Origin of the sequence: Pedobacter sp. R20-19, from assembly GCF_000708265.2 — a bacterium.
Classification (GTDB): Bacteria; Bacteroidota; Bacteroidia; order Sphingobacteriales; family Sphingobacteriaceae; genus Pedobacter.
Genome location: NZ_JCKI01000006.1, coordinates 1 through 25,019 on the forward strand (window position 1 = coordinate 1; position 25,019 = coordinate 25,019).

At 39.0% G+C, this 25,019-nt stretch carries 20 protein-coding genes and 1 pseudogene; 12 read left to right on the forward strand and 9 right to left on the reverse strand.

What is annotated here, in order from left to right; genetic code table 11:
- The 7 genes and pseudogenes from AN34_RS22045 to AN34_RS14205 form a co-directional block, all read left to right on the forward strand.
- Positions 1-1,239 (forward strand): annotated as a pseudogene (locus AN34_RS22045) (hypothetical protein); the annotation flags it as partial.
- Positions 1,240-1,272: 33 nt separating this feature from the next.
- The gene (locus AN34_RS14185) at positions 1,273-2,178 is read left to right on the forward strand and encodes a hypothetical protein (RefSeq protein WP_157263318.1); all 906 of its coding nucleotides are present in this window, start codon (positions 1,273-1,275) and stop codon (positions 2,176-2,178) included.
- Between the two features lie 96 nt (positions 2,179-2,274).
- Positions 2,275-3,567: a gliding motility-associated C-terminal domain-containing protein gene (locus tag AN34_RS14190; protein ID WP_197285527.1), complete on the forward strand. Its 1,293-nt coding sequence runs from the start codon at positions 2,275-2,277 to the stop codon at positions 3,565-3,567.
- A gap of 149 nt (positions 3,568-3,716) precedes the next feature.
- Complete coding sequence (locus AN34_RS14195) at positions 3,717-4,685, forward strand: type IX secretion system membrane protein PorP/SprF (protein ID WP_029286530.1); 969 nt, start codon at positions 3,717-3,719, stop codon at positions 4,683-4,685.
- A 36-nt stretch (positions 4,686-4,721) separates the two neighbouring features.
- A complete protein-coding gene (locus AN34_RS14200) occupies positions 4,722-6,680 on the forward strand; it encodes an OmpA family protein (RefSeq protein ID WP_029286532.1) in 1,959 nt (652 codons plus the stop codon).
- A gap of 184 nt (positions 6,681-6,864) precedes the next feature.
- Positions 6,865-7,032 (forward strand): hypothetical protein, encoded by a 168-nt coding sequence (locus AN34_RS21700; protein ID WP_157263319.1) that lies wholly within the window; start codon positions 6,865-6,867, stop codon positions 7,030-7,032.
- 640 nt (positions 7,033-7,672) lie between these two features.
- Entirely contained in the window at positions 7,673-8,047 is a 375-nt protein-coding gene (locus AN34_RS14205) for an NUDIX domain-containing protein (protein WP_231625564.1), read from the forward strand.
- On the opposite strand, the gene AN34_RS14210 is transcribed toward AN34_RS14205, so the two are convergent.
- Positions 8,044-9,147 (reverse strand): DNA alkylation repair protein, encoded by a 1,104-nt coding sequence (locus AN34_RS14210; RefSeq protein ID WP_029286533.1) that lies wholly within the window; start codon positions 9,145-9,147, stop codon positions 8,044-8,046. The two genes, AN34_RS14205 and AN34_RS14210, sit on opposite strands and share 4 nt — an antisense overlap.
- A gap of 187 nt (positions 9,148-9,334) precedes the next feature.
- Here AN34_RS14210 and AN34_RS14215 point away from each other — a divergent pair, with 187 nt between their 5' ends.
- Positions 9,335-10,186, forward strand: coding sequence for an NAD(P)-dependent oxidoreductase (locus AN34_RS14215; protein ID WP_029286535.1), 852 nt, complete (start codon positions 9,335-9,337; stop codon positions 10,184-10,186).
- A 278-nt stretch (positions 10,187-10,464) separates the two neighbouring features.
- On the opposite strand, the gene AN34_RS14220 is transcribed toward AN34_RS14215, so the two are convergent.
- The 6 genes from AN34_RS14220 to AN34_RS14245 form a co-directional block, all read right to left on the reverse strand.
- Positions 10,465-11,823: a hypothetical protein gene (locus AN34_RS14220; RefSeq protein WP_029286536.1), complete on the reverse strand. Its 1,359-nt coding sequence runs from the start codon at positions 11,821-11,823 to the stop codon at positions 10,465-10,467.
- 463 nt (positions 11,824-12,286) lie between these two features.
- Positions 12,287-13,582: a gluconate:H+ symporter gene (locus AN34_RS14225; protein ID WP_029286541.1), complete on the reverse strand. Its 1,296-nt coding sequence runs from the start codon at positions 13,580-13,582 to the stop codon at positions 12,287-12,289.
- Positions 13,583-13,608: 26 nt separating this feature from the next.
- The gene (locus AN34_RS14230; protein WP_029286543.1) at positions 13,609-13,791 is read right to left on the reverse strand and encodes a hypothetical protein; all 183 of its coding nucleotides are present in this window, start codon (positions 13,789-13,791) and stop codon (positions 13,609-13,611) included.
- A gap of 104 nt (positions 13,792-13,895) precedes the next feature.
- Positions 13,896-14,435, reverse strand: a complete 540-nt coding sequence (locus AN34_RS14235) for a lipocalin family protein (protein WP_029286544.1) — start codon at positions 14,433-14,435, stop codon at positions 13,896-13,898.
- Positions 14,436-14,532: 97 nt separating this feature from the next.
- A complete protein-coding gene (locus AN34_RS14240) occupies positions 14,533-17,067 on the reverse strand; it encodes an ABC transporter permease (protein ID WP_029286548.1) in 2,535 nt (844 codons plus the stop codon).
- Complete coding sequence (locus AN34_RS14245) at positions 17,057-17,749, reverse strand: ABC transporter ATP-binding protein (RefSeq protein ID WP_029286550.1); 693 nt, start codon at positions 17,747-17,749, stop codon at positions 17,057-17,059. Before AN34_RS14245 ends, AN34_RS14240 begins: the two co-directional genes overlap by 11 nt.
- A gap of 95 nt (positions 17,750-17,844) precedes the next feature.
- Here AN34_RS14245 and AN34_RS14250 point away from each other — a divergent pair, with 95 nt between their 5' ends.
- From AN34_RS14250 to AN34_RS14270, 4 genes are all read left to right on the forward strand, one after another.
- The gene (locus tag AN34_RS14250) at positions 17,845-18,543 is read left to right on the forward strand and encodes an arylesterase (RefSeq protein ID WP_231625557.1); all 699 of its coding nucleotides are present in this window, start codon (positions 17,845-17,847) and stop codon (positions 18,541-18,543) included.
- Positions 18,544-19,439: 896 nt separating this feature from the next.
- Positions 19,440-20,915 carry an ankyrin repeat domain-containing protein gene (locus AN34_RS14260; RefSeq protein ID WP_029286560.1) on the forward strand — a complete coding sequence of 492 codons (1,476 nt, stop codon included), beginning with the start codon at positions 19,440-19,442 and terminating at the stop codon, positions 20,913-20,915.
- Between the two features lies 1 nt (position 20,916).
- Positions 20,917-21,402, forward strand: coding sequence for a DUF2271 domain-containing protein (locus AN34_RS14265; protein ID WP_029286561.1), 486 nt, complete (start codon positions 20,917-20,919; stop codon positions 21,400-21,402).
- Between the two features lie 12 nt (positions 21,403-21,414).
- Positions 21,415-23,604, forward strand: coding sequence for a PepSY domain-containing protein (locus tag AN34_RS14270; RefSeq protein ID WP_029286563.1), 2,190 nt, complete (start codon positions 21,415-21,417; stop codon positions 23,602-23,604).
- An 84-nt stretch (positions 23,605-23,688) separates the two neighbouring features.
- Here AN34_RS14270 and AN34_RS14275 read toward each other — a convergent pair whose 3' ends face one another.
- Complete coding sequence (locus AN34_RS14275) at positions 23,689-23,910, reverse strand: hypothetical protein (RefSeq protein WP_036677296.1); 222 nt, start codon at positions 23,908-23,910, stop codon at positions 23,689-23,691.
- The gene (locus AN34_RS14280) at positions 23,892-24,905 is read right to left on the reverse strand and encodes an FAD:protein FMN transferase (protein ID WP_029286565.1); all 1,014 of its coding nucleotides are present in this window, start codon (positions 24,903-24,905) and stop codon (positions 23,892-23,894) included. Before AN34_RS14280 ends, AN34_RS14275 begins: the two co-directional genes overlap by 19 nt.
- Between the last annotated feature and the right edge of the window lie 114 nt (positions 24,906-25,019).

Below are 25,019 nucleotides of genomic sequence, written 5' to 3' on the forward strand. Positions count from 1 at the left end.
GCAACCGGAGCAACGGGTGATAAAGGAGCAACAGGTGATACTGGAGCACAAGGCTTAAAAGGCGATACAGGAGCTGCTGGTGCACAAGGATCAAAAGGTGATACAGGAGCTACAGGAGCTACAGGGGCAACAGGTGATAAAGGAGATAAGGGCGATAAAGGAGATACGGGTGCCACTGGTGCATCAACCCCTCAAACCATCACGCATACTTTAAATTCAACTGATAACACCTTAACCAGTGATGTAAATGGAATTGCACCTACAGCCAAAATCATCAATTCAAATGCTTTAAAATTAGATTCAGCTAATAAATTAACTTCAACAGTTAATGGTATAGCATCCAATGCAGTAGATATTTCTACGCTAGCAATCGAACCATGGAATGTTCAGGGTACTTCCAATAAGGCAAAAGCCAATACAGATAACATCTACCAGATGGGAACTGTTGCCGTAGGTAAAAACAGTGCACAATCAGGTGTTGCATTTGATGTACTTGGTGCGGTAAGAGGAGGCGATGCGCATACGGGTACGGTTGGTACAAACTCAGTAGCTTTTGGTGAAAGAAATACTGCAGCAGGAAACCGCTCAGCAGCATTTGGTTCAGATAACACGGCCAATACTTTAAACGGATTTGTTATTGGTTCCGCAAATGCGATCAAAGCAGGTACCACTTCTTCAGATGTGGCTACAGATGGCCTGTTCCAGGTTGGAAATGGAACCACAAGTGCACCAGGCAATGCGTTAACCATTCTTAAAAATGCACATACAGCTATTGGTGTAGCAGGAACAGAAGGTGATGCGAAACCAACGGAATTGCTTGATTTAGGTGGCGATGCCAGTACAGGTAACGGTGGTGTAAGAATTAGAAATATCAATTCATCAGCATATGCCGGAAACAGTTCAACAGATAAAATAGTAGTAGCAGATGCAAACGGAGTTTTAAAAACAGTATCAGGATCAGTGAGTAATATTATTAAAATAACGGCCGATTACACCACGCAGGCTAACGATAACACCATTTTAGCCAATGCTACAAATGGAGGTTTTACTTTAACACTTCCGGCAGCAAATGCAAGTAAAGGGCGTACAATAGTAATTCGTAAAACAGATGAAACCAGCAATTTGCTAACGTTTAGCGAAACCATTAAAATTTCTGAAACATCAAGCTTTACTACACTGAACGTAAACAGTACCATTCGTATTCAAAGTGATGGTACAGACTGGTACAAAATCGATTAATTCACCCCGTAATCACAAATAAAAAATAGCATAATGAAAAAAATATATATACAAGCCAGCATCCTCATCAGTTTATTTTCGATGACTGGAATAGCGGCTTCGGCACAAACTACGGCACAGAAAATAGGAACCAACCCTACCAGTAAAGATGCAAGTGCCTTACTGGAACTGGAGGCATCAAACAAAGGTTTCTTAATGCCACGGGTAGCGTTAACTGGTCTAACAGATGTAAGTACCGTTAATACGCCTGCACATGCGTTAATGGTTTACAATACGGCAACAACCACTTCCGGTACTAATGATGTAACACCAGGTTATTATTATTACAATAAAGACCTCAATACCCCTGCCAATAGCAAGTGGGTAAAGTTAACTGATTCACAAAACACATCAGCTTCAGGAGATTTAAAAAACTCCTTCAAAACGGCAGATCACGCAGGCTGGTTCCTTTTAGATGGAAGGGCAATTTCCACACTCCCGGCTGCAGCTCAGGCTGCAGCCAATGCATTGGGTTTTAGTAACAATTTGCCAGATGCAAGAGATCGTTTTTTAAAAACGAAAAGTTCTTCAGAAAGTTTGGGGGATAAGGGCGGACTTAATTCTCTTACCCTTGTATTGGCCAACTTACCTAATATTACTTTTTCAGGCACCATTAGTGGTACCGCAGCATCTGCAGGTGCCCATGCGCATCCAGCTATAGAGGGTCAATTTTTACTAGGTGGGACCTCAAGGAATAATAATGGTACTGGTCATTATCAAGGTAATGGTAACCCAACTTCATGGGGAGGTATAGGGGCTGATGCAAACACAGGTTCTGCAGGAGCGCATACCCATACCGTATCGGGCTCTGCATCTGTACCATCAGGTGGTTCGGGTACGGCATTAGATAACAGGTCTCCATACCTGGTGGTGAATACATTCATTTTTCTCGCCAATTAAATATTCAAAGGCATTTATATGAACCATCATGATTTTCAGATCACAAATTGAATGATTAGTCATGACGGCTTCATTACCCTAAAAACAATGATACAGATGAAAAATCAAAGCTATAGATTATTGATGTGCTGCTTGCTTTATTTCACTGGTGGTCAATTATATGCCCAAACCGGAGTTGGGAGTATGACAGTCAATAATTCTACCGTAACCATTTCTGCAGGCACAACCGAAACCCGGTTTTCAGAAGGAAGTTACTTCGGGCCAAAGGCCAATTGGGTAATCGATGGAACACTGGAGATTTTCAGTAAAAATATCTGGATTGCACCCGGTGCTACCTTCACCGGAACGGGAAAGATCGTGATTTATAACCCGGGCAACAATCCCTTTTATAAAAACATGACATCGGGCGCTACCAACATAGATGGAAACAACGGTGCCTTTATTAATCTTTTGATAGAACACCGTAATGCCGAAAACATCGTGTTAAATGATTTAAAAAATCCAGGTTATGAAGCCGAAAACCCGGCCGGATCGCTGGCCGCCTCACTAAATATTGGCGGTACCATGGATCTTGCAACTGATCGTGCAGATATTATACTCAACGGAAACAACCTTGCTTTTAACACTTCTGGTAAAATCATTAACTATTCCAGAGATAGAATGGTGGTGACTGAAAACAAGCCTTTGGGTTACATGATTAAAGATTACGCGGGCGCTGATGCATTCGTATTCCCGATAGGTATAGCTGAAAATGATTATACACCAGCTACCGTTACACCAGTTTCTGCAGAAAAAATATATGCCAGTGTGCAGGATATTGCTGCTGCCGGAAAACCCATTTTAAATGCAGCCCTGGGGATGGATAGAACCTGGCATATTTTCGGGTCAAAGTCCCTGCAGGCCAATCTGGTTTTACAGCACAATAGTATTACTAATGGTAACCTGTTTAAGGATGCCAACGCCGGAATCGCCCGTTATGTGAGCGATGCCAAGTGGGAAACGGTAAAAGGAACCAATCCTTCCGTAGGTGTGCATACCAGAAATAACATTTTAATGTCTACAGATCTGGCTGCAAATGGTGGCTACTTTACCAAACTCGCCGTATCCGGATCAACCCTGATGATTCCCAATTTATATACGCCAAATGGAGATGGATCAAATGATACTTTCCAGATCCGTGGCCTGGAGTTTTTTGCTGAAAATGACCTCATTATCGTAAACCGTTGGGGTAATGAAGTTTACAAGGCAACCAATTATAAAAATGACTGGACTGGTGAGGGCTTAAATGAGGGTACTTATTATTATGTGCTTAGGGTAAAAGACAATGCCGATGCAGGGTGGCAGGTATTTAAAGGCTACGTAACCTTGATTAGGGCATTTAAAAAATAAGAAGTAGTTGCTGCTGCCAAAAGGCACTGGCTTTACCAAGTGATGGTGCAATGATATAAATCAGGAATGATGAACCCTTGCATGTTTTCATAAAAAACGATAAAAGGGGTAATCACGGCAGCTTCATAAAAGAAAACAAAATCATACAGATGAAAAAAATATTAAAGGTATTGTTAATACTGTTGTTATTTTCCAAACTGGCACAGGGGCAGCAAGATGCCCAGTTTAGCCAGTATATGTTTAATGGTATCTATATTAATCCAGCCTATGCGGGTTATAAGGAGCAATTAAACATCCATGAGTTTTACCGTAACCAATGGACCGGAATTCAAGGTGCGCCTAAAACCATGTCGGTAGCTATTGATGCCATTGCCAATGATGGAAATGTAGGGCTAGCCTTGCAGATATCAAGCGATAGGCTAGGTGCGCAACGCAATCAATCCATCTATGCGAATTATGCCTATCGCATTCCAATGAATAAAGATGGATCATCCAGGCTAGCCTTTGGGTTAGGCATTGGTGTGGTGCAATTGGGTATTGATGGGGCCATGTTAAATCCAAATGATGTTGAAATGGAACAGCCTACAGGTATGCAAAGCAGCATATTGCCTGATGCCAGGGCAGGTGTTTATTTTGCAAATAACCGGATGTATGCAGGCTTTTCAGCAGATAACTTAGTTTCACAATATATTGATGTTGATAAGTATGCCTTTATTCCGCAGCCAAAGCCACATTATTACTTAACGGCCGGTACATTGATTCCGCTTTCCAGAGAAATTTTATTAAAGCCATCCTTCCTGTTAAAAGATGACCGCGGAGGGCCTACCAGTTTAGACCTGAATGCCTTCGTGATTTTGGCAGAAAAGTTATGGATAGGCGGTTCTTACCGTACCGGTGTAAAACTTTATAGTAAAGATTATCTGCAAAAGGATCTGAGCCAGCTGAATTCTGTTGTAGCAGCGCTTCAAATTTTTCCTAACGAAAACTTAAGAATTGGTTATGCTTACGATTATTCAATAGGGCCCTTACAAGGCTATAGTGGTGGTACACATGAAATTTCAATCGGCTATTTCTTTAATAAGAAAAACATGCGGATGTTAACGCCCAGATTCTTTTAAACACGACTGCCTTAAGGGCAATGAAATCATACGAGCATGAAAAAACTACTACTCTCTATCCTTTTTTTAACAGCATTTGTATTCATCACCAAACCTGCATCGGCACAATATGTATTAAATGCAGCCGATAAACAATACAAGCTTTTTAATTATATCAATGCCATTGATCTATACGAACAAGCTTATTACAAAAAAAATACCTTATATGCAGCAGAGCAGCTGGGTAAATGTTACCGTCTGGTAAACGATTATAAACAAGCAGAAAGCTGGTATGCCATCGCTGCTGGTATGCCTGAAACCAGTGTGGATAATGTGCTTCAATATGCGAAAGCGCTTCAGCAAAACATGAAGTATACCGAAGCAAAAGAACAATATCAAAAATATGCCGCAGCAAATAAACAGATAACCAGCAAGCAGCAAAAACTTTGGGAACTGAGTTGTGATTCTGCACTCCTATGGATCAAAAAACCGGTAGCCATTTCCATTGAAAACAAAAAGAATCTGAATTCGCCACAATCTGATTGGGGTGCCCATTTGTATCAAAATAGCGTGGTATTCGCTTCCGATAGAGGTCAGCCGGGCGAAGATAAGGAAAGTGCACATCGTCCGTTTTTAAAGTTTGATGGTTCAAAGAAACCCGATCGTAACGTTTACGGCTGGACAGGTAACCGCTATTTAAGGCTTTTCATTGAGGATAAAGACAAAGATAGTGTAAGCAATTTACCTGTTAATGCAGGAACAGAATACCACATTGGGCCTACAAGTTTTACTGCAGATGGCAATGAAATGTATTTTACCTTAACTAAAATCCCGAAGAAACCTGTGTATGGAAAAGATGGTATAGCCACTTTGAACTTAGAAATTTATTCATGCAAAAAGGATTCAACGGGTAAGTGGGGAGATCCGGTAGCGTTTAAATACAATAAGGCAGAAGCCTATTCAAATGGCGATCCATTTATAAGTGCCGATGGAAATAGCTTATATTTTGTTTCCAGTATGCCGAACGGAATGGGAGGAACAGATATTTATGTAAGTCGGAAAACCCAGAAAGGAGATTGGGATACACCCGAAAATTTAAAAGGGCTAAATACGGAAGGAAACGAACGTACACCCGTTCTGGATCAGGCTGGAAATTTTTTCTTCAGTTCTGATGGTAGAATTGGAATGGGAGGCTTGGATATTTTTGTCGCAAAATTTTCAAACGGAAAAAATACGGAACCTGTTAATTTGCATTATCCCATCAATTCATCACAAGATGATTTTGCTTATATCCAGGGCAATGATCAAACAGGCTACCTGAGTTCAAATCGTACGGATGGAATTGGAAGTGATGATATTTACAGCTTCTTACCTAAAAAAGTGATCGCTTTGTGGTTGGTTGGAAAAGTAATGGATACCCATTCAAAACAACCTTTAGCCAAAGCCATCGTTACGTTGAAAAAAATAAATGGGCAAGAATTAAAAGTGGAAACCGATTCAACCGGAAACTATAAATTTAATCTCGATCAGGCTTCAGATTATGAAGTAAGAGCTGATAAAACAGGTTACAGATCTGATGATTCTAGTTTAACTACCCGTGATTTAACCGCAAGTACAGAAATAAAAAGGGATTTATACCTGGAGCAGATCATCATTAATAAGCCCATCAGGATTGATAATATTTATTACGATTTCGATAAATCGAACATTCGTCCGGATGCCGCAATTGAGTTAGATAAGCTGGTGAAAATCATGCTGGATAATCCAACCATCTGGATAGAATTAGGCTCACATACAGATAGTCGTGGGAATGACCAGTATAATCAATGGTTATCTCAAAGCAGGGCAAATTCTGCTGTACAATATATTATTGATCGTGGTATTAATAAAAACAGAATTACGGCCAAGGGCTATGGTGAATCTATGTTGTTAAACAAATGTTCAAACGGTGTAAAATGTTCAGAAGCTGATCATCAGCTTAACAGACGGACAGAGTTTAAAATCACAAAGTTTTAAAATCAATAGTTAAGTTTAGCATCATCAGCAAATAGATATACGATATGAAGTAGCTTAAGCAGCTTCATATCGTATTCAATCACTTTAAAATGACGAGTAAAATAAAGTTCATGAATTCTTCATTTGATATTTAGAAATTTATTAAACAATAAACAAGGTTATTCACCCATAAATAAATATCAACATGAAAGCAATTAAAATTTTAATGATCGCCCTGGTAGCTACTTTTTCTGTAAACGCAGTAAGTGCACAAACAAAAGAACCAGTTAAAGCAAAAACAGAAAAAACTACCGTTAAAAAAGTACACACAAAACACCACCACAAAGCTAAAAAAGCGGCTGCTAAAAAATAGTGTATCGCATAACATAGGTTTAGGTGAAAGCCGCTTCAAATTAATTTGGAAGCGGCTTTTTGCTTATCGAACACCCCCCTCGCTGGTCTTCCTCACTTGATTCCCCTCGAAGACTCGTGCACCTGAACTTGATTCAGGATCTGATTAAAATAGTTGCTGTTCTAAATAAATCTGATAACTATCGGATCAGCATGGCGCTAAATTCAGCATGATGGGGGTTGAGGATTCCACTTAAAAATTCCCTCAAAAACCGTCATCCGATAGCTATCGGATGCGAAGCAAATTCTTCATTTGCTGAAGCAATCTTCATCGTAGATTGCGTCGTGCCTTGCAATGTCGATACTACTTAAGGGATAGTTCTCCTGAACTTGATTCAGGACCTTTAAGCCTACTGGTTGGTGTCTCACCAACCAGCTTTAAATTCTTTAATCGAAGATGAAAGAAACTAGCGCTAGTGGTAAGTTTTTAGTTTATGATGTAGTCAAACAAGTTTTTGGAAACCATCCATCAAACTTAATTAACCTATCATTGTATTAAATGATGAGCAATTCACTTATGATATGAGACAAAGCGCAGGATTATTACTTTTTAAAAAACAGGAGCAGCACTGGAATTTTTTCTGATCCATCCTGGCGAACCAATTTTTGCTAAAAAAGATTTAGGTGTATGGTCTGTACCTAAGGGTGAACTTGATGAAAATGAGGAACCACTCCATGCGGCAATCCGCGAATTTGAAGAAGAAGTAGGCACAAAGATTAGTGGTGATTTTATTAAACTACAGCCAATTATTCAGAAAGGTGGTAAAAAGGTTTTATGCTGGGCTGTAGAAGGAGATCTTGATCCAACCACCCTGCATAGCAATACCTTCGAAATGCAATGGCCACCAAAATCGGGTAAAATGCAAAGCTTTGTAGAGGTAGACAGAGGCGATTGGTTCACTTATGAAAAAGCCATTCTTGCTATTAAAGACAGGCAGATTCCATTGTTAGACCAGTTGATTACTATGCTGGGTTAAGCCAATAAATCAAAGCTTGAACTTTCCTTTTCTGCACCATTAATAATCATAGCGATTTGATGATCGCCTAAATGAAATCTGCGGGTAGTGATGATAACGAACTTTTGCTTTCGCACAATGCTTACTTCGGCACCAGCCGGATAAATTCTTTCTGAAATTTTGAAGACTTTTTTGGTATTCTGTCCATTTTGTTTCTTATAATAAATTGCATATTCCAGCCTGATTTTTTGCGCCATTGGATTTTCGTTTTTAACAGAAAAAGAAAAAGCCAGGCTTTCTCCAATGCTTACTTTAGGGGTTAAAACTTTAAAGTCTTTCAATAAAATACCTTCATCATTCAATCCATAATGTTTCAAAATCTCTGGATGGCCTTGTTTAAGCAGTGTTCTGCATCCATGTTTAATAATGGCATCTGTTTCTATACTTAAGCCCGACCAACTTTTAGCAAAATCTAACACAAGGTTTGGATGATCTTTAGCGATATCATTCAGGCTGTTTGCAACGCTTCTTCTAACATATTCCGATGAATCTTGCTTTAGGTTTTCCAAAATCGGTAAAATACTACCTGGATCCTTCTTTAAAAAAGGAATACCCATTGCCCAAGGCAAACGCGGGCGGCTCCCTTCGCTTGCCAGCCTCCTTACTTTATGGCTTTCATGTAAAGACCATTCCTGCATTTTAGCAATCATTCGATCACCATATTTTAAAATAAAAGGACGAACAGCAAACTCGCAACTCACAAACTGCGTTACAAATTCCAGGGCGTCTACAGATTCATCAAAATAATCAATCCCATAGGTTTCCAGGTAATCAGGTAAAAACATGTAAGCCAATCCATCTTCACCGATGCCTTCTTTCCTTAGTTCTTTTATTGTTTTTTTAATGATTTCTATTGTTTCGGGATAATTAGCAGGTAAAAAACCGTAAAGTACTTTGGATGTATGTTTCATCCTTTCCTTTAATTCTTTGGAAATGAAATCGTCACTAAATATTTCTTTCAGAAACTTTTGCCGATCAAAATCTGGCAGTGTAGAAGTCAATGCGGTAGTTAATCTATCGTAAAATGCTGGTGAATACAAGTCTTTAAGTAAATAGCTCATTGTTTTCCAATTGAATTTTAAAGTTATGTTTTCCTTTGCCATTATCATTTTCATGTTTTGCACATTTCATTTTTGCTTGCCTATTTGGGCTTATAAATCTGAACAACAGCATTAAAAAAAATAATGCAAACACAAGGTATTTCAACCATTTCTTTATCAAATTTGTTAATTATCAAAATACTATAAAATGAGCAAAACAAAAATAGGATGGATTGGCCTCGGAAATATGGGCATCCCCATGGCTGAGCAGTTGATAAAAGCAGAATATCCGGTAACCGTTTACAACAGAAGCCAGGGAAAGGAATATAAATTAGCGGAAATGGGTGCCAGGGTAGCAAATAGTCCGCAAGTATTGGCCTTAGAAACTGATGTGATCATCTTAATGGTGGCTGATGACAAAGCCGTTGAAGCTATTTTTGAGGCTGAAGACGGGCTTTTAAAGACTGAATTAGCCGGAAAAACCATCATTAATATGAGTACGGTTTCGCCAGAAATAGCTAAAAGGATGGCTTCCAGGTGTAAGGAGCGAAATGCACACTATCTGGATGCTCCGGTTTCGGGAAGTGTAAAACAAGCTGAAACGGGTCAGTTAGTGATTATGGTTGGCGGAGAACAATCAGCCTTTGAAGGGGTAAAACCAATCCTCGATCAATTGGGGAAATTAAGCAAATGGGTTGGCGAAACCGGTGCCGGAAACCAAGCCAAACTGGCAATTAACTCATTACTGGCTTTATACACTCAAGGTTTAGCAGAAACCATTTTATTTGCGAATGAAAAGGGAATTGAAACATCAGATTTATTGGAACTGATTGGCCAGGCAGCTATTGGTAATGTTTACACCAAAATAAAAGGTGATGCCATTTTAAATGATCAATATAAAGCTGCCTTTGCCTTAAAACATATTGTTAAAGATTTAAGGTTAGCCAAAAATGAAGGCATTTCAACGCCTTTAGCTAAAACAGCCTTAAAAACTTTTGAAGATGCGGAAAGTAGATATGGAGAAGAAGATCTAGTGGCCATTTTTAAAGCTTTGCGTTAAGCGAAAGATTAAATTATTGGGATTGAGATTAAAAATCCCGACCAACGCATAACTTGTAATATTTATTTACAGTAATATCGTTAGTCGGGATCTCCAATCCCGGCTCTATGAATTGCGGATTTTAAATCCGCAGTTAATGAGATCGAGATTAAATTGTAATATTTATTCATGGCATTATCGTTAGTTGGGATCTCCAATCCCGCCTCTATGAATTGCGGATTTTAAATCCGCAGTTAGTGTGATCGAGATTAAAAATCCCGACCAACGTGTAATTTGTATTACATCTTCATCAGATTCGGATAAATACGGATGAAAACTTGTGCACCTACAGGATTTTTCCCATACAATTGATCGAGCGCTGCATTCGTTTGATAATAAGAAACTTGTGCACCCAATGCCGTTCTGAATTTATTAAAATTCAAAATGTCATAATTGATGCCCAAGCTTAAGGCATTAACGCCAGAAGCATCATGGCCGTAAATAGCCTCATTCAGATTGAGTTCTTCGGCAGATTTTTGCACGTATTCGTACCGGGTATATAATGAAAGTTTTTTAATCCGATAAGCACCTTCCAGCAATACGGCATTCTCGCCATCATGTCCTTTAGTTTTATTTAAACCCCAAAGTGCTGTGGCATTGATATTTTTCTCCTTACCAAGTGGTAGCGCATAAATGGCAGAAACTATGGTTCTGTTTACATCTTCATTATCATGTAATGCTTCCGGGCTTTTAATCCAGCCATGCGAAACCTGCAGCGCCCAGTTTTTGGTCGGATTATAAGATAACCTTGCGCTGTAAGAATCAAATCGTGGTTTATCAAAATCGAAGCGGTTTTCATCGGGTTCTCTGCCAGTAAAAGACGAAGCTTCTATTTTTACTTTATCATAACGGTAGCCGATGGTTGCCACTCCAAAGGTAATATGCGTTCCGTCATTCCAGTGGTGAGATATTGGCGCATCGGGATTAGCCAGGGCTGATGGACGGTGCATAAAAGCAACTGAACCTAAGGCTGGTTCACCGGGATATCCCAGGTAAAAAGTTAAATCAGATTTTTTGTTGAAGGCATAGGTATAAGCAACAGAAAGTTCTGAAAATAAATCATGTGGATGCTGGCGATCGACTAAAGGTGTTCCTTTCCAGCTTTCTCCGGTTTGAAACAAAAGGGGATATCCGGCACCACCTTCGGTAAAGCGATCTAATGAAAGCATGGAACTGAAATGAAATAAACCTTTTTGACCAACTTTTCGCTGCCCCATAAACATAAACCAGTTTGGTGCATCAAATTGATCTCCTCCACGGGTTCCTTTGTCTGCTATGTCTTGTTTAGTATAGCGCAGGGCTACATTTCCGTGTAACATGTACATCCATTTTTTGGAGTGTAACATTAAACCATACATGGGCGAAGCATCTGGCAACCATGCAGTTCCTGATCCATTTCTTTGCATGGGTAAGTTTAAGGAGTAGGCATGGCTCATGGGTACTTCAGTTTTCATCTCTTTCATATGGTGCATGCTGTGTTCCATTTGGGTAGTATCGTTTTTACTAGAATCGCCCATCATGTGCATTTCATGCTGTGCGCTTGCGCTTATGGCAAATCCAAAAAGGAACAAGGTAATTAATGGTATTTTGATGTTCATGTTTAGTGTTGGTCTTATTTGTGTGGTTACAAAATTAAGACTAACGTTGCTGCCGGCTTTACATCATTACTGGAAATGTTTATATAATTATTAAATGGTGAGATTTACAGGGCTTTCCTTTGTGAACGTCATTGCGAGGCACGAAGCAATCTCATTTGTAAGAAAGATTGCTCCGTCGCTGAAAAAGCTTCTTCGAAATGACGAGGAGCTGGGAAAACTCTCTTATTAATGCCAAATATGAACGGTCTTGATTGCGAGGTACGAAGCAATCTCATTTTATAAGAAAGATTGCTTCATCGGCTGAAAGAGCCTTCTCGCAATGACGACACTTCGTTAGGTTAGTGCGCTAGTTTCTCTGCTCTTTGATCGCGATGAGATTGCTTTTATTACTGAAAAAGCTTCTCGCAATGATAACCAAATAGTTTAGCTTATAAAGTTTCTAAATTATGAATGTCGGTAGAGCCTAACCTCCTAAACAGTAATTCAAGATCAGCACGCCAGCTAAGCCTAATACGGAAACAATACTTTCCATCATGGTCCAGGTTCCAAATGTTTGTTTAAGGCTGAGGTTGAAGTATTCTTTGAACATCCAAAAGCCCGTATCATTTACGTGAGAAAACATCAAACTTCCTGCCCCAACAGATAAAACCATCAATTCTGGCGAGGCATGCGCGCCAATCAACGGAAGGACCATTCCAGATGCGGTTACAGCTGCAACTGTAGCAGAGCCTAAAGTTACACGAAGTGATGCCGTAATTAGCCAGGCCAATAATAAGGGAGAAAGATTGAGATTTCCCGTTAATTGTTTTACCGTTTCACCCATGCCACTGTCGATTAAAATTTGCTTAAATGCTCCACCTGCAGCAATAATCAATATAATCATGGCAATACTTTTTACCCCTTCTGCACAAGATTCCATTGCCTTTTCTATACTGGTATTCTGAATGAAAAGTGTAATCATCACTGAAATTAACAAGGCAGCCGTAGGGTCTGCAAGAAAAATGAAAATTGATTTGCCAGTATAATCGCTGCTTAACCCACTGCCAATGGTTCCGGCTACTATTAAAAATACCGGAAGCAGTGCGGTCAGAAAGCTCTTTGCAGTACCAGGTAAATCCTCGCTTTCTTCAATAACAAAATCCTTAATAATGGCAGGTTGGATCTTGTTCATAATTAACCTGGGGAAATAAATTCCGGCAATCACCGCAATGGGTAAGCTTAGTATTAAACCATAAATCAGGGTTTGACCGATGTCTGCATGGAAAATACCTGCAAGAGCAACAGGGCCGGGGTGTGGTGGTAAAAAACCGTGAGTTACAGAAAGTGCAGTGGCCATAGGCAGCCCAATGTATAATTTTGATAATCCCGTAGCGGCAGAAATGGCGAATACTAACGGAATTAAAACGACAAAGCCAGCATTATAGAACAGTGGTATCCCAACCAATAGGCCGGTGAGCAAAACCGCCCATTGGATATTTCGTTTACCAAATGCTTTGATCAGGATGAATACAATTTTTTTGGCTGATCCACTATCCTCGATCAGTTTGCCCATCATGGCACCTAAAGCAAGTACCATGACCATGCTGCCTAAAGTACTGCCGATTCCATTACTGATGGAGTTCATCACTTTTGAAGCTGGCATCCCCAGAAATAATCCCGTGATAATGGCCACTCCGATTAATGCAATCATCGGGTTTATCTTCTTTAAAATCAGAATAAACAACAGCAAAATGCCGGAAAGGAGAATGAAAAGTGACATGGTTAGATTAAGGGTTGAACTGCAATTTACCTTTTTATGGTGATTGTTCTGCCTGTAACCAGATGATATTCGTAAATTTTATATAAACCATCATCACTAACCTCAATGGTTTCAACTAAGCCCGTTTTACTAAAGGTATCGGTAACCATGTCGCCAATCTTCACTTCCTGAAGAACATCATTTGGCGTTTCACTATTTAATCTGATCATCAATCAAAAGTAATGAATATGATTACACTAAAGGATCTTTGTTGAGAATTGAAAGAAGATCGTTACCAAGTAGTTTAGATTGAATTAAAATCAATCGTGTTCAATTATTGATCGTGTTTTGTCCATACCAGGTCTTCGGTTTTGTAGCCAATTTCTTTTGCTTTCTTCAAATAGGCTGCTTTAACTTCCTCTGGAATGGTTGGCTTTCTTGATAAAATCCAAAGGTAATCCAGGCTGTTTCCGGCTACAAGGGCATATTGATAATCAGAATCAATTTCAATGACATTGTAACCAGCATAAAATGGCCCGAAGAAAGAAACTTTAAGCCTGGCCTCATCTTCACCATTCACAAATTTTGCTTTTCCGATGCTCTGTTTCCACTCTTTCTGCACATAATTGTAACCACGATTATCTACTTTAATTGCTCCATCCTCAACCGAGTAAGTTGCGGTAACATTATTTAAATCTTTCTCAAATTTAAAATCCATTCTGGCAATCTCGTACCATTTACCAAGGTACTTATCTTTCTTGAAAGGTTTTATGGCTTTTGCACCTTTAGGTATAGACACCCCGCAACCTACATAACTAATCACGATAATCCCTAACGTAGCTAAAAGAAGGATGTTTCTAAGCTTATGATTCATGCTTTAATTCAATTTGCTTAAAAAACACCCTTTCCATAAAAAAGTTTCTGGTTGTTTAACATTTAACCCTGGGTTTTTGCGATGTTAACACTTCAGCTTAGCTCCCTGTTCTTAGAATTTTTAATGGCGGTTGATTCAGGATACTCCTGGTGCTCAGGATTCCGGTAACTAGTACCAATAAAATAACAGAACCGAAGAGTAACAGGGTAGCTGGGAAGGGAGGTATAAATACAGCATCGAATGTATATTTTGCTAAAGCCCAGCTCCCACCTATGGCCAAAATTAATCCTGCTCCAGCAGCAAAAACACCCAGAAAAAAGTATTCAATTGCATTAATAGCAAGAATTTGTTTTTTACTGGCTCCCATTGTTCTGAGTAAAATACTTTCTTTGGTACGCTGATTTTTACTGGTTAAAACTGAAGAGATCAATACAATCCAGCCTGTAACCATGCTAAAACCTGCCATAAACTGAATGACAAATCCAATTTTACCCAACAATTCGTCCAGCAGTTTAAGTACCAGGTCTAAATCAATTACGGATACATTTGGAAAATTTTGAACCACTTCACCCTGAAATTTAGCAGATACTTCATTGGATGGTACCCGCGTCATAAGAACATGAAATTGAGGTGCTTGTTCTAAAATTCCGGCCGGAAAAACTACCCTGAAATTGGTCTGCATTCTACTCCAGTTAACTTCACGAAGACTTCCAACCACGGTAGGAATCATCATTCCCTGAACATTGAACATGATTTTATCGTTAATGCCGACATTAATCTGTTGTGCATAACGCTGATCAAGAGAAATGTAAACTGTTTCATTGGGTTTTACTTTTCCGATCCATTTTCCTGCTACAATTTTCTCTGCTGCCGTGAGGCTATCCTGGTAAGTTGCCCTAATTTCATTGCGATATGCCCTGCGGTTACTTGTATCTGCACGGGAGGTTTTGCCATTAATTTCTTCAATCCGCATCGTAATCACCGGAACCTGGTTCATTAAAGGTAATTTGAACGATTTGGTCAGGCTGTCCAGACCTTTCTTTTGCGCATTCTGAATATCAAACATCACCATATTTGGCTGGTTGCTGCCTGAAGAAAGTGTTACCCGGCTCATTAAAATTCCCTGAACAAAAAACAGGGTGCAAATAAAAGCAGTAGATAAGCCGATAGAAACGGTTAGCATTAGTGTTTGATTATTCGGGCGATAAAGATTGGCAAAACCCTGCCGCCACAAATAACTGATGGAATCTGGTAAAAGCTTCCTGCCCAGAAACATTAATGTTTGCGAAAGTAAAATTAAAAGTAAAAAAGCAACACCAATACTCACAGTAAATGCAAGGGTCTGTATCCAGTTTTTCATCTGCAAATGCGTAAAGCCTACTACAAATGCAACCATAAGTACATAAACCAACCAAATGAATGGATCTTGTTTTTTACTTGTACGCTCGAAGGAAATCCGGATGGCATTTAGTGGCGATATTTTTCTTACGGATAATAGGGAAGGCAGCGCAAAAAGAATAGAAATGATCAGCCCTAGTAAAATGCCTTGTGCTACTGCCGACCAGGAAACCTGCATCGTAATTTCCACCGGAAGGAAATCTTTAAGCACGATGGGCAGCAGGAACTGAATACAGGTACCCAAAATTGCACCGAGAACTGCGGCCACCAAACCGATAAAAAATATTTGAATGAGGTATATAAAAAAGGCATGTCGGGCTTTCAAACCCAGGCAGCGTAGTGTGGCTACAGCACTAAGTTTTTCCTGAATATAAACATGAATAGCACTGCCTACGCCCACGCAGCCTAAAAGCAAAGCGATAAAGCCTGATAATGCCAGAAAGCGATTGACATCTTTAAATGATCTTCCGGTTTGTTCTTTGCGGGATTCAACTGTGTCTGCATCAAATCCTTCACTTTCAAGCTTAGTTTCGTGTTTTTTAACCCACTCATCTACACCTGAAGGATCATCAAATCTGTAGTAAAATTTATTGTTGATTCTGCTCCCAGTTTTAATCAGATTGGTTTTAGCCAGAAACTGCATGGGGATGTAAACCGTTGGGGCAACTGTTGCTGCTATCCCGGTTTGTCCGGGAGCCTTAACCAGCGTACCCAGAATTTTAAAACTGATGTCGCCAACTTTTAATGAATCACCAACCTTCGCCCCAAACTGTAACATCAGTGTTTGATCCACCAGTGCATCCTGACCGGATTGAAACTGATGGCCAGCTTCCACAGGAAGGGTTTCTAGTGTCCCATAATAAGGATAATCGCCTTGTAAGGCTTTCATTTGCACTAATCTGCTGCCGCCACCCTTTTTGAAATAAATCATAGAGGCAAAGGTTTTCTCCTGCGAGCGATCGTTTCCTAACGTATCAAGCATTTTCTGCATCGCTTTACTTACGCCCTTTCTGCTGTCTAAAACAAGATCAGCTCCGGTAAGTTCTTTTGCCTGTGCATCAATATCATGCTGTAGGTTATCTTTAAATGAATATACAGCTACCAGCGCCGCAATGCCTAAAACGATAGATGAAATAAATAAAAACAGGCGTGATCGGTTTTTGCGACTATCCCGCCAGGCCATTTTGAACAGCCAGGATAATTGGATACTTTGTTTAGGGAGCTTATTCTGCATAACCTGGATTTTCATCAGAAACAATCATACCGCCCTTAATTTTTATGGTTCTGCTGGTTCTGGCGGCAAGTTCCAGATCATGTGTTACAATAACCAACGTAGTACCAGCATCCTTGTTCAGATCGAACAGTAATTTTATTACCTTTTCACTTGTTTCAGCATCCAGATTTCCGGTAGGCTCATCTGCAAAAAGAATTGCTGGCTGGTTTGAAAAAGCCCTGGCTAAAGATACCCTTTGTTGCTCGCCACCAGATAATTGAACGGGATAATGGTGAGACCGATCAGCAAGGCCAACCTTATCCAATAAATCAAGCGCCCTTGCCTTGATATTTTTTGCACCACGTAATTCCAGTGGTACCATCACATTTTCTAAAGCGGTTAAAGTAGGTAGGAGCTGGAAATTCTGAAAAATAAAACCTACATATTGATTTCTCACCGCAGCACGCTCATCTTCATTAAGTTTTTCAAGCGCAATGCCATTAAGTTCTACAGTGCCGTTTGTTGCTCGGTCAAGGCCCGCACATAAACCCAATAGGGTTGTTTTTCCACTACCTGAAGGGCCGGTGATGGCCACGGTAGAAGCACGTGCTATAGAAAAATTAATCTGATTTAATACGCTAAGCTCATGCCCTGCACTCTGATAAATTTTATTAACGTTCCGGATATTTAGAATACTTTCCAATCGACTGGGTTTTAAGATTTGTATATGGATATTTGCCAAACATAACCGCACCTGATCTGTTAAGGTAGTGGTTTTAATTAGAGATAGAATTACATATGATGTTACGAAAACGCTTAACAGGCCTATTTGTTTTGGCAATGCTTTTTGCTGCCTGTGGAAATAAACAAAGCAAGGTAAATTCCAATCAAACTTTAGATTCAGTTGACCAAAGTACGAGTAAGGCTAATGATGCAAAGGTTAAAAATATACTTTTTTTTGGTACCAGTTTAACAGCAGGTTATGGCCTTGACCCTACGGAAGCTTATCCCGCATTGATCCAGAATCGGATTGATTCTTTAAAAATGCCTTATAAAGTAATTAATGGCGGGCTGAGTGGAGAAACCTCTGCGGCAGGAAAAAGCAGAATTTCATGGCTGTTAAAACAACCTATTGATGTATTTGTTCTTGAATTGGGTGCCAATGATGGTTTGCGTGGATTGCCTGTAGCTCAAACCACTAAAAACCTGCAAAGCATTATTGATAGTGTAAAAACTAAATACCCAAATGTAAAAATGGTGATGGCTGGTATGCAGGTTCCACCAAATATGGGGGCTAAATATGCTGAAGATTTTAAAAATATTTTTCCTAACCTGGCGAAGAAAAATGATATGGCATTGGTTCCTTTCCTTTTAGATAAAGTAGGTGGTGTTCCAAAACTCAATCAGGAAGATGGAATCCATCCAACCGCAGAAGGGGATAAAATCCTTGCAGAAAATGTTTGGGTAATCTTAAAAGATGTGATTGAACCGAAATAATGATAGGTTTAGATCAGCATCCAATTGTAATATTGATAGTTTGGATTAGATAACTAGATTTTGTGTATACTCTCTGTTACAATTATTCGTTTTTAGAATTAATTGGTAAATTTAGTTATCAGAATTTTTAAGCGTATGGAAGATCTAAAAAATGATACAAAAATCAACACATTTCTTAACAGAATCAAAGCTGAATGGCCAGGAGTGGTAGAACGTTTTGAGTTTAAAACTGCTTCAGTAATTTATGTCCACTTAAAGGAGGGCATATCGAGCGGAGAATTTTTAAGCAAACTTGCCAAAAAGGTAGAACGATTTGTCGATTTTAGTAACCCGATTATCCTTTATCACATAGAAAGTGATGGAATGAAACTCAGGTCTCATCCCATTAACTGGTACTCTTCTCTAAGACCGACGTCTTAATTCAGCCGAAAAGCTTTTCTTTATTTTTAGTATGGCAGGGTATTCCAGATTACTCCTGCGATATCAAGTTTATTTTTCTTTTTATCAGCCTTTCGGGTTTTAATCAGGCTAGGTCGTTTTAAACCACCTAGCCCTATGTGTACCCTCCGATACATCGGAGGGAATTAAAATCGCTATTCCCATCTTTCAGAGGGGGAGGTAAACACAGGCCGGGGTGTTGTAATACAGTTGTTAATTATCTGGTTCAGGTTATCATTGCCAATTCGCTACAAATAAATCAGTCGTCTGGTTACCAATGTCATAAGTTTAAAAGATTAAATTTTGAGTATTGACATGCTTTGATTTTTTTTGCGATTATTAATTTAAATAATTTAATGACATATTCTATTATTTAGAACGATTCTTGTTAACTTAGCCGAAATTGCTTTGAGGTTGATTACGCTTCAAGAATTTAAATCAAAACTATTTAGCTCAAAATGAAAAAAATCCTATTTGCCATTCTAACAGTGGCTACTTTTGTGGCGCAAGCTCAAAAAAACACATTTTTGGAGCAGTCCTTTTGGAAAGGAAATACAGACCTGGCTACCATAAAATCCGAAATTGAAAAGGGCAATAGCCCATCTCAATTGAATCAGATGTCTTTTGATGCCACTGTTTATGCCATTAATAATGGTGCACCACAAGAATCTATTATTTATCTATTGGGTCAAAAAGGCAACGATGCGAATAAACTAACGCATGATAGCAGAACCTATTTATTTTGGGCAGCATCGAAAGGCAATATTCCGGTAATGGAATATCTTTTAAAAAATGGTGCAAAGGTAGATCTTCAGGATAGTCATGGCTATACACCATTAACATTTGCAGCTGTTGGTGGTCAGGCAGATACCAAAGTTTACGATTTATTGCTTTCTAAGGGTGCTGAATTTAAAAAAGACCTGAATCATGATGGTGCAAATGCACTTTTAATCGCTATTGCAAATGATAAGAACTTTGCACTGACCGACTATTTTGTATCAAAAGGCTTGAGTTTAAACAGTGTTGATGCCAATGGAAACACGGCCTTTAATTATGTTGCAAAAAGTGGAAATATCGAATTGATGAATAAGCTGATTGCAAAAGGTGTAAAATACAATGATAACGCTATGATTATGGCTGCACAAGGCGGTCGTGGCGCCTCAAATGGCTTAGCAGTTTTTCAATATCTGGAAGGGCTTAAATTAAAACCTACTGCTGTAGGCAGTAATGGAGAAAATGCTTTGTTTTATCTTTCGCGCAAACCTAAACAAGAAGAGGTGATTCAATATTTCCTTTCCAAAGGTGTAGATGTAAACCAGGCTGATAAAGATGGCAATACTGCATTTATCAATGCTGCCGGATTTACCAGAGATTTGGCTACACTGGAAGTACTTGCCGCAAAGGTGAAAAATATCAATCAAAAAAATGCAAAAGGTGTTTCTGCTTTGGCTATGGCTGTTCGCAACAATTCTGGCGAAGTAGTAAAATTCCTATTAGATAAAGGTGCAGATCTTCAGGTAACTGATCAGGAAGGTAATAACCTGGCTTATTATCTTTTCCAGGGTTATGGTCCTCGCGGGATGGAAGACTTTAATGCCAAACTGAAGGTTTTAACTGATAAAGGTTTTAATGTTGCTGCGGTTCAGCCCAATGGTAACTCTTTATATCATTTAGCTGTTGCCAAAAATGATCTGGCGTTAGCAAAGCTTGTAGCAGATTATAAAGTAGATGTGAACCTAAAAAATAAGGAAGGTTACACCGCTTTACATAAAGCAGCAATGACGGCAAAAGATACTGCGATGATGGAGTATTTAATTACTGTTGGCGCTAAAAAAGATGCAACCACAGATTTTAAAGAAACGCCTTATGATTTAGCGGCAGAGAATGAATTTTTAACCAAGAATAAAGTATCAATCGACTTTTTAAAATTATAAAATGAATAGCTTCTTTAAATTATGCCTGGCATTAACATTAGTGGTATCAATTCCTGCAATCAGTATCGCCCAAAAAACAACAAAGTATAAATGCATGGTGCAAATGACCAATTATGTTGGTGAAGGCGCTTACATTGCTGTATCGTTAATTGATGCTAAAGGTGCTTATGAAAAAACGCTTTATGTAATGGGCTCTGATAAAAAATGGTATCCTGACCTAAAAGAATGGCACAAAGCTTACAAGAAAAAACCAACCAATATCAGTGCAATTACCGGTGCCTCCGTAACGGGAGGTGACCGCAGTGTAACGGTTTTGGATATTGAAACTGATAAAATTAACAAAGGTTACAAACTGCGCTTTGAAACTGCTGTTGAAGATAATAAATACTATCAAAAAGATATCGAAATCCCCTTAACTACTGAAGGTTTGGCTGCTAAAACCGAAGGTACAGGATATATCAGGTACGTACGCTTAAGCACAAATTAATAAGCTTATTCAATGACAATATCCATCTGGAGATACAGCCACTTAGCCTTGGCGGTATCTTCTTTTCTTTTTATAACCCTCGCTTCCGTTACGGGGATCATCCTGTCTTTCAAGCCTATTACGGAAAAAACCGAGTCTTACCGATCGAAGGATTTCGATAAATTAACAGTAGCTGAAGTTATCCCTCAACTTAAAAAGTCCTATACCGATATTGGTGAGGTAACCATAGATGCCAATCAGTTTGTGGTGGTCAATGGAACAGACCTTCAGGATCAATCTGGAAATTTCTATGTAGATCCGGCAACAGGAAAATCCTTAGGAAAGGTGGGTAAGGAAAATGCATTTTTTCAGTGGGTAACCACGCTGCACCGCTCTTTGTTTTTACATGAAACCGGAAGGATTTTTATTGGACTAACTGCTTTTTTTCTATTTTTAATTGCCACTTCCGGTACCATACTGATCATACAACGCCAGAGAGGCTTTAAAAAGTTTTTCGGTAAAATTATAAAGGATGGCTTTGCACAATATTATCATGTGGTATTGGGCAGATTAATGCTGATTCCGATCATCATCATATCTTTAAGTGGTACATTTTTATCGCTGCAAAGATTTGGGATCATTAAGGAACAAAAGATTACACATAAAGTTGATTTCGATGCACTTAAAACTGTTCCAAAAAGAACGGTATCTGATTTTAAGGTATTCAAAAACATTCCCCTAAGTGAGGTTCAATCCATTGAATTTCCTTTTTCTGAAGATGTGGAAGATTATTTCACATTGAAACTTAATAACCAGGAAATTACGGTTAATCAGATTACAGGAGAAATTCTGACCACACAGCCGTATTCAAACGCCACACTACTGAACAACCTAAGCCTGGATTTGCATACGGGGAGGGCCAGTGCTGTTTGGGCCATCATCCTGGCTATTGCTTCGGCTAATATTTTATTTTTTATTTATTCAGGCTTTGTGATTTGGTGGAAACGCAGTTCAGGCAGGATTAAAAATAAGTATAAATCAGATCAGGCAGCGTTTATTATTTTGGTTGGTTCAGAAAATGGAACTACTTTCCGATTTGCCAGGGCAATACATGAGCAGCTATTAAAAAATGGCAAAACCTCTTACATTGCTGAGCTAAACGATTATAAAATATTTCCAAAGGCGAAGCAATTATTGGTTTTTACTTCTACCTATGGTCAGGGCGAATCGCCAGCAAACGCTGAAAAATTTAAGTCTTTATTAGAAAAATATCCACAAAGCCATACCATAGATTTTTCAGTAGTGGCTTTTGGTGCCCATGCCTATCCAGATTTCTGTAAATTTGGTTATGAAGTAAATAATCAAATGGCCCACCAATCTTGGGCAAAACCATTACTTGAAATCCATACTGTTAATGACCGCTCACCTGAAGATTTTAATAAATGGGCTACTTTATGGGCACAACACTCAGGTTTGGAACTCAGTCCAATATCTAAATTATTAGAAGCAAAACCTATTAAAAAACAGCAGTTTGAAGTAGTAGGAAAGACGGTTTTTACAAATACTGAAACCTCTTTTATCATTCGTTTAAAGTTGAAAGGCAGAAAGCGGTTTACTTCGGGTGATTTGCTTGCCATTTATCCAGCCAATGATCATCGTGAAAGACAATATTCCATCGGTAAAATAGGTAAGGACATACAATTAAGTGTGAAATTGCATGACGGTGGTCTTGGTTCTGGGTTCTTGTATAACCTGGAAATCGGTCAAGTGTTAAAAGCTGTAATCATCAGAAACGAGCATTTCCATTTTCCTGAAAAGGCAAAAACAGTGATCATGGTATCAAATGGTACTGGTATTGCCCCATTCCTCGGTATGTTAAACCAACACGGTGAAGGCAGAAATATTCATCTCTATTGTGGCTTTAAAGATTCCGGATCTTTCGCGATTTATGAAAAAGCATTGCAGACAGAACTTTCCAAACTGACTAAACTAAATATTGCCTACTCCAGAGCAGGTGAAAAGCAATATGTAAAAGATTTGCTGGCTAAGGATGCTAATTTTATCTATGAAGCGTTGAATGATGGCGGTGTATTGATGCTTTGCGGTTCACTGGCGATGCAGAATGATGTAATTGATTGGTTAGAAAATGCCTGTCAGCAATCTTCAAATCAAAGCGTTAGTTTTTACCAGTCGAGAGGGCAGATTTTAATGGATTGTTATTGAGTAATTTATTATTTCGACTTACGAAGTTTCGGTGGGATAGTGTGTAAGGAAAATTTCGTCAGTCTCAAATGGATGTCTTACGCTTTAGCTTTGGAAACTGGAGAAGTTCTGCCACACTTTAGGCCTTTGAAACTTCGCAAGTTGATTTTTCGACTTACGAAGTTTAGGTGGATGGTGTGAAAGGAAAACTTCGTCAGTCTCAATGGATGTCTTAGGTTTCTCGTCTGAAACTGGCGAAGTTCTGCCGGGCTTTTGGCCTTTGAAACTTCGCAAGTTGATGTTTCGACTTACAGCTTCTTCCTCCATTTTTTTATTATTTTATCACTAACATTATCAGAATGATAAACCTGGCCATCATCACTAAACATGATGCAGCTAAATTTTGGATACTGATTGATAAACTTTAAACCTGCATCCTTCCCTAAAACCATCATAGAAGTACTAAAACCATTTGCGAGTTCGGCATCTGGTCCGAAGACGGTAACGCTGGTTAAACCTGTTGCAGGGTAGCCAGTAACTGGGTTGATAATATGTGCATACCTTTTTCCATTAAAGACGACAAATTTTTCATAACTACCGGAAGTAACTACGGCACCATTTTTTAAAGGGACTATAGCGTATAAACTATCTTTGTGAAAAGGGTTGGTAATCCCGATGGTCCAATAATTACCTTTAGGATGTTTTCCCCAGGTACTCATATCTCCCGATCCATTTACAATTCCAGCTTTAATGCCCTTCTTAAGCATCATATTTCGACAGCGATCAGCGGCATAGCCTTCTCCAAGCGCACCAAAACCAATTTTCATTCCTTTTAATTTGAGAAAAATGGTGGAGTTGACGCTATCAAGAATGATGTTTTTGTAGCCAACTTTTTCAACTGATTTTTTGATGGCTTCAGCAGTAGGCATCTCTGTCATGGAGCCATCAAACTTCCAGATTCTATCCATGGCTGCAAAACTAATGTCGAAAGCACCACCTGTAATTTTCGATAGGTTCAACGCCCTTTGGGTTAAATCAAATACTTCTTTATCTACCTTAACAGGTTTGATACCCGCATTGCTATTTACCTGTGAGATTTGCGAGGTAGGTTTCCAATCAGAGATGAGGTATTCAATTTTACTGATTTCCTGAATTACCGTATCAATATTAGCCTCAGCAGTTTGTGCATCTTTGGCGACAATGGTAATCTCAAATTTACTTCCCATCAAGAGTGTTGTTCTTTTTCTTAAGGTCTGTCCGAAGGCAACACAATTTAACAACAGGAGGAGGGTAATCAGCTTAATTTTCAATGGGTGTTTCATTTGGTAATTGATATTCAAATTTAAGAAAGCAATTCTGGAAACCATATATCTAAAACACAAAAGGCCTCAAAGCATTTTAAACACTTTGAAGCCTTCGAAATAATTGATCTATCG

Bases quoted from the DNA above. Each gene is read 5' to 3' on its own strand.
- AN34_RS14185 (WP_157263318.1), top strand. From the start codon at position 1,273: ATGAAAAAAATATATATACAAGCCAGCATCCTCATCAGTTTATTTTCG.
- AN34_RS14190 (WP_197285527.1), top strand. From the start codon at position 2,275: ATGAAAAATCAAAGCTATAGATTATTGATGTGCTGCTTGCTTTATTTC.
- AN34_RS14195 (WP_029286530.1), top strand. From the start codon at position 3,717: ATGAAAAAAATATTAAAGGTATTGTTAATACTGTTGTTATTTTCCAAA.
- AN34_RS14200 (WP_029286532.1), top strand. From the start codon at position 4,722: ATGAAAAAACTACTACTCTCTATCCTTTTTTTAACAGCATTTGTATTC.
- AN34_RS21700 (WP_157263319.1), top strand. From the start codon at position 6,865: ATGAAAGCAATTAAAATTTTAATGATCGCCCTGGTAGCTACTTTTTCT.
- AN34_RS14210 (WP_029286533.1), bottom strand. From the start codon at position 9,147: ATGAGCTATTTACTTAAAGACTTGTATTCACCAGCATTTTACGATAGA.
- AN34_RS14215 (WP_029286535.1), top strand. From the start codon at position 9,335: ATGAGCAAAACAAAAATAGGATGGATTGGCCTCGGAAATATGGGCATC.
- AN34_RS14220 (WP_029286536.1), bottom strand. From the start codon at position 11,823: ATGAACATCAAAATACCATTAATTACCTTGTTCCTTTTTGGATTTGCC.
- AN34_RS14225 (WP_029286541.1), bottom strand. From the start codon at position 13,582: ATGTCACTTTTCATTCTCCTTTCCGGCATTTTGCTGTTGTTTATTCTG.
- AN34_RS14230 (WP_029286543.1), bottom strand. From the start codon at position 13,791: ATGATCAGATTAAATAGTGAAACGCCAAATGATGTTCTTCAGGAAGTG.
- AN34_RS14235 (WP_029286544.1), bottom strand. From the start codon at position 14,435: ATGAATCATAAGCTTAGAAACATCCTTCTTTTAGCTACGTTAGGGATT.
- AN34_RS14240 (WP_029286548.1), bottom strand. From the start codon at position 17,067: ATGCAGAATAAGCTCCCTAAACAAAGTATCCAATTATCCTGGCTGTTC.
- AN34_RS14250 (WP_231625557.1), top strand. From the start codon at position 17,845: ATGATGTTACGAAAACGCTTAACAGGCCTATTTGTTTTGGCAATGCTT.
- AN34_RS14260 (WP_029286560.1), top strand. From the start codon at position 19,440: ATGAAAAAAATCCTATTTGCCATTCTAACAGTGGCTACTTTTGTGGCG.
- AN34_RS14265 (WP_029286561.1), top strand. From the start codon at position 20,917: ATGAATAGCTTCTTTAAATTATGCCTGGCATTAACATTAGTGGTATCA.
- AN34_RS14270 (WP_029286563.1), top strand. From the start codon at position 21,415: ATGACAATATCCATCTGGAGATACAGCCACTTAGCCTTGGCGGTATCT.
- AN34_RS14275 (WP_036677296.1), bottom strand. From the start codon at position 23,910: ATGGAGGAAGAAGCTGTAAGTCGAAACATCAACTTGCGAAGTTTCAAA.
- AN34_RS14280 (WP_029286565.1), bottom strand. From the start codon at position 24,905: ATGAAACACCCATTGAAAATTAAGCTGATTACCCTCCTCCTGTTGTTA.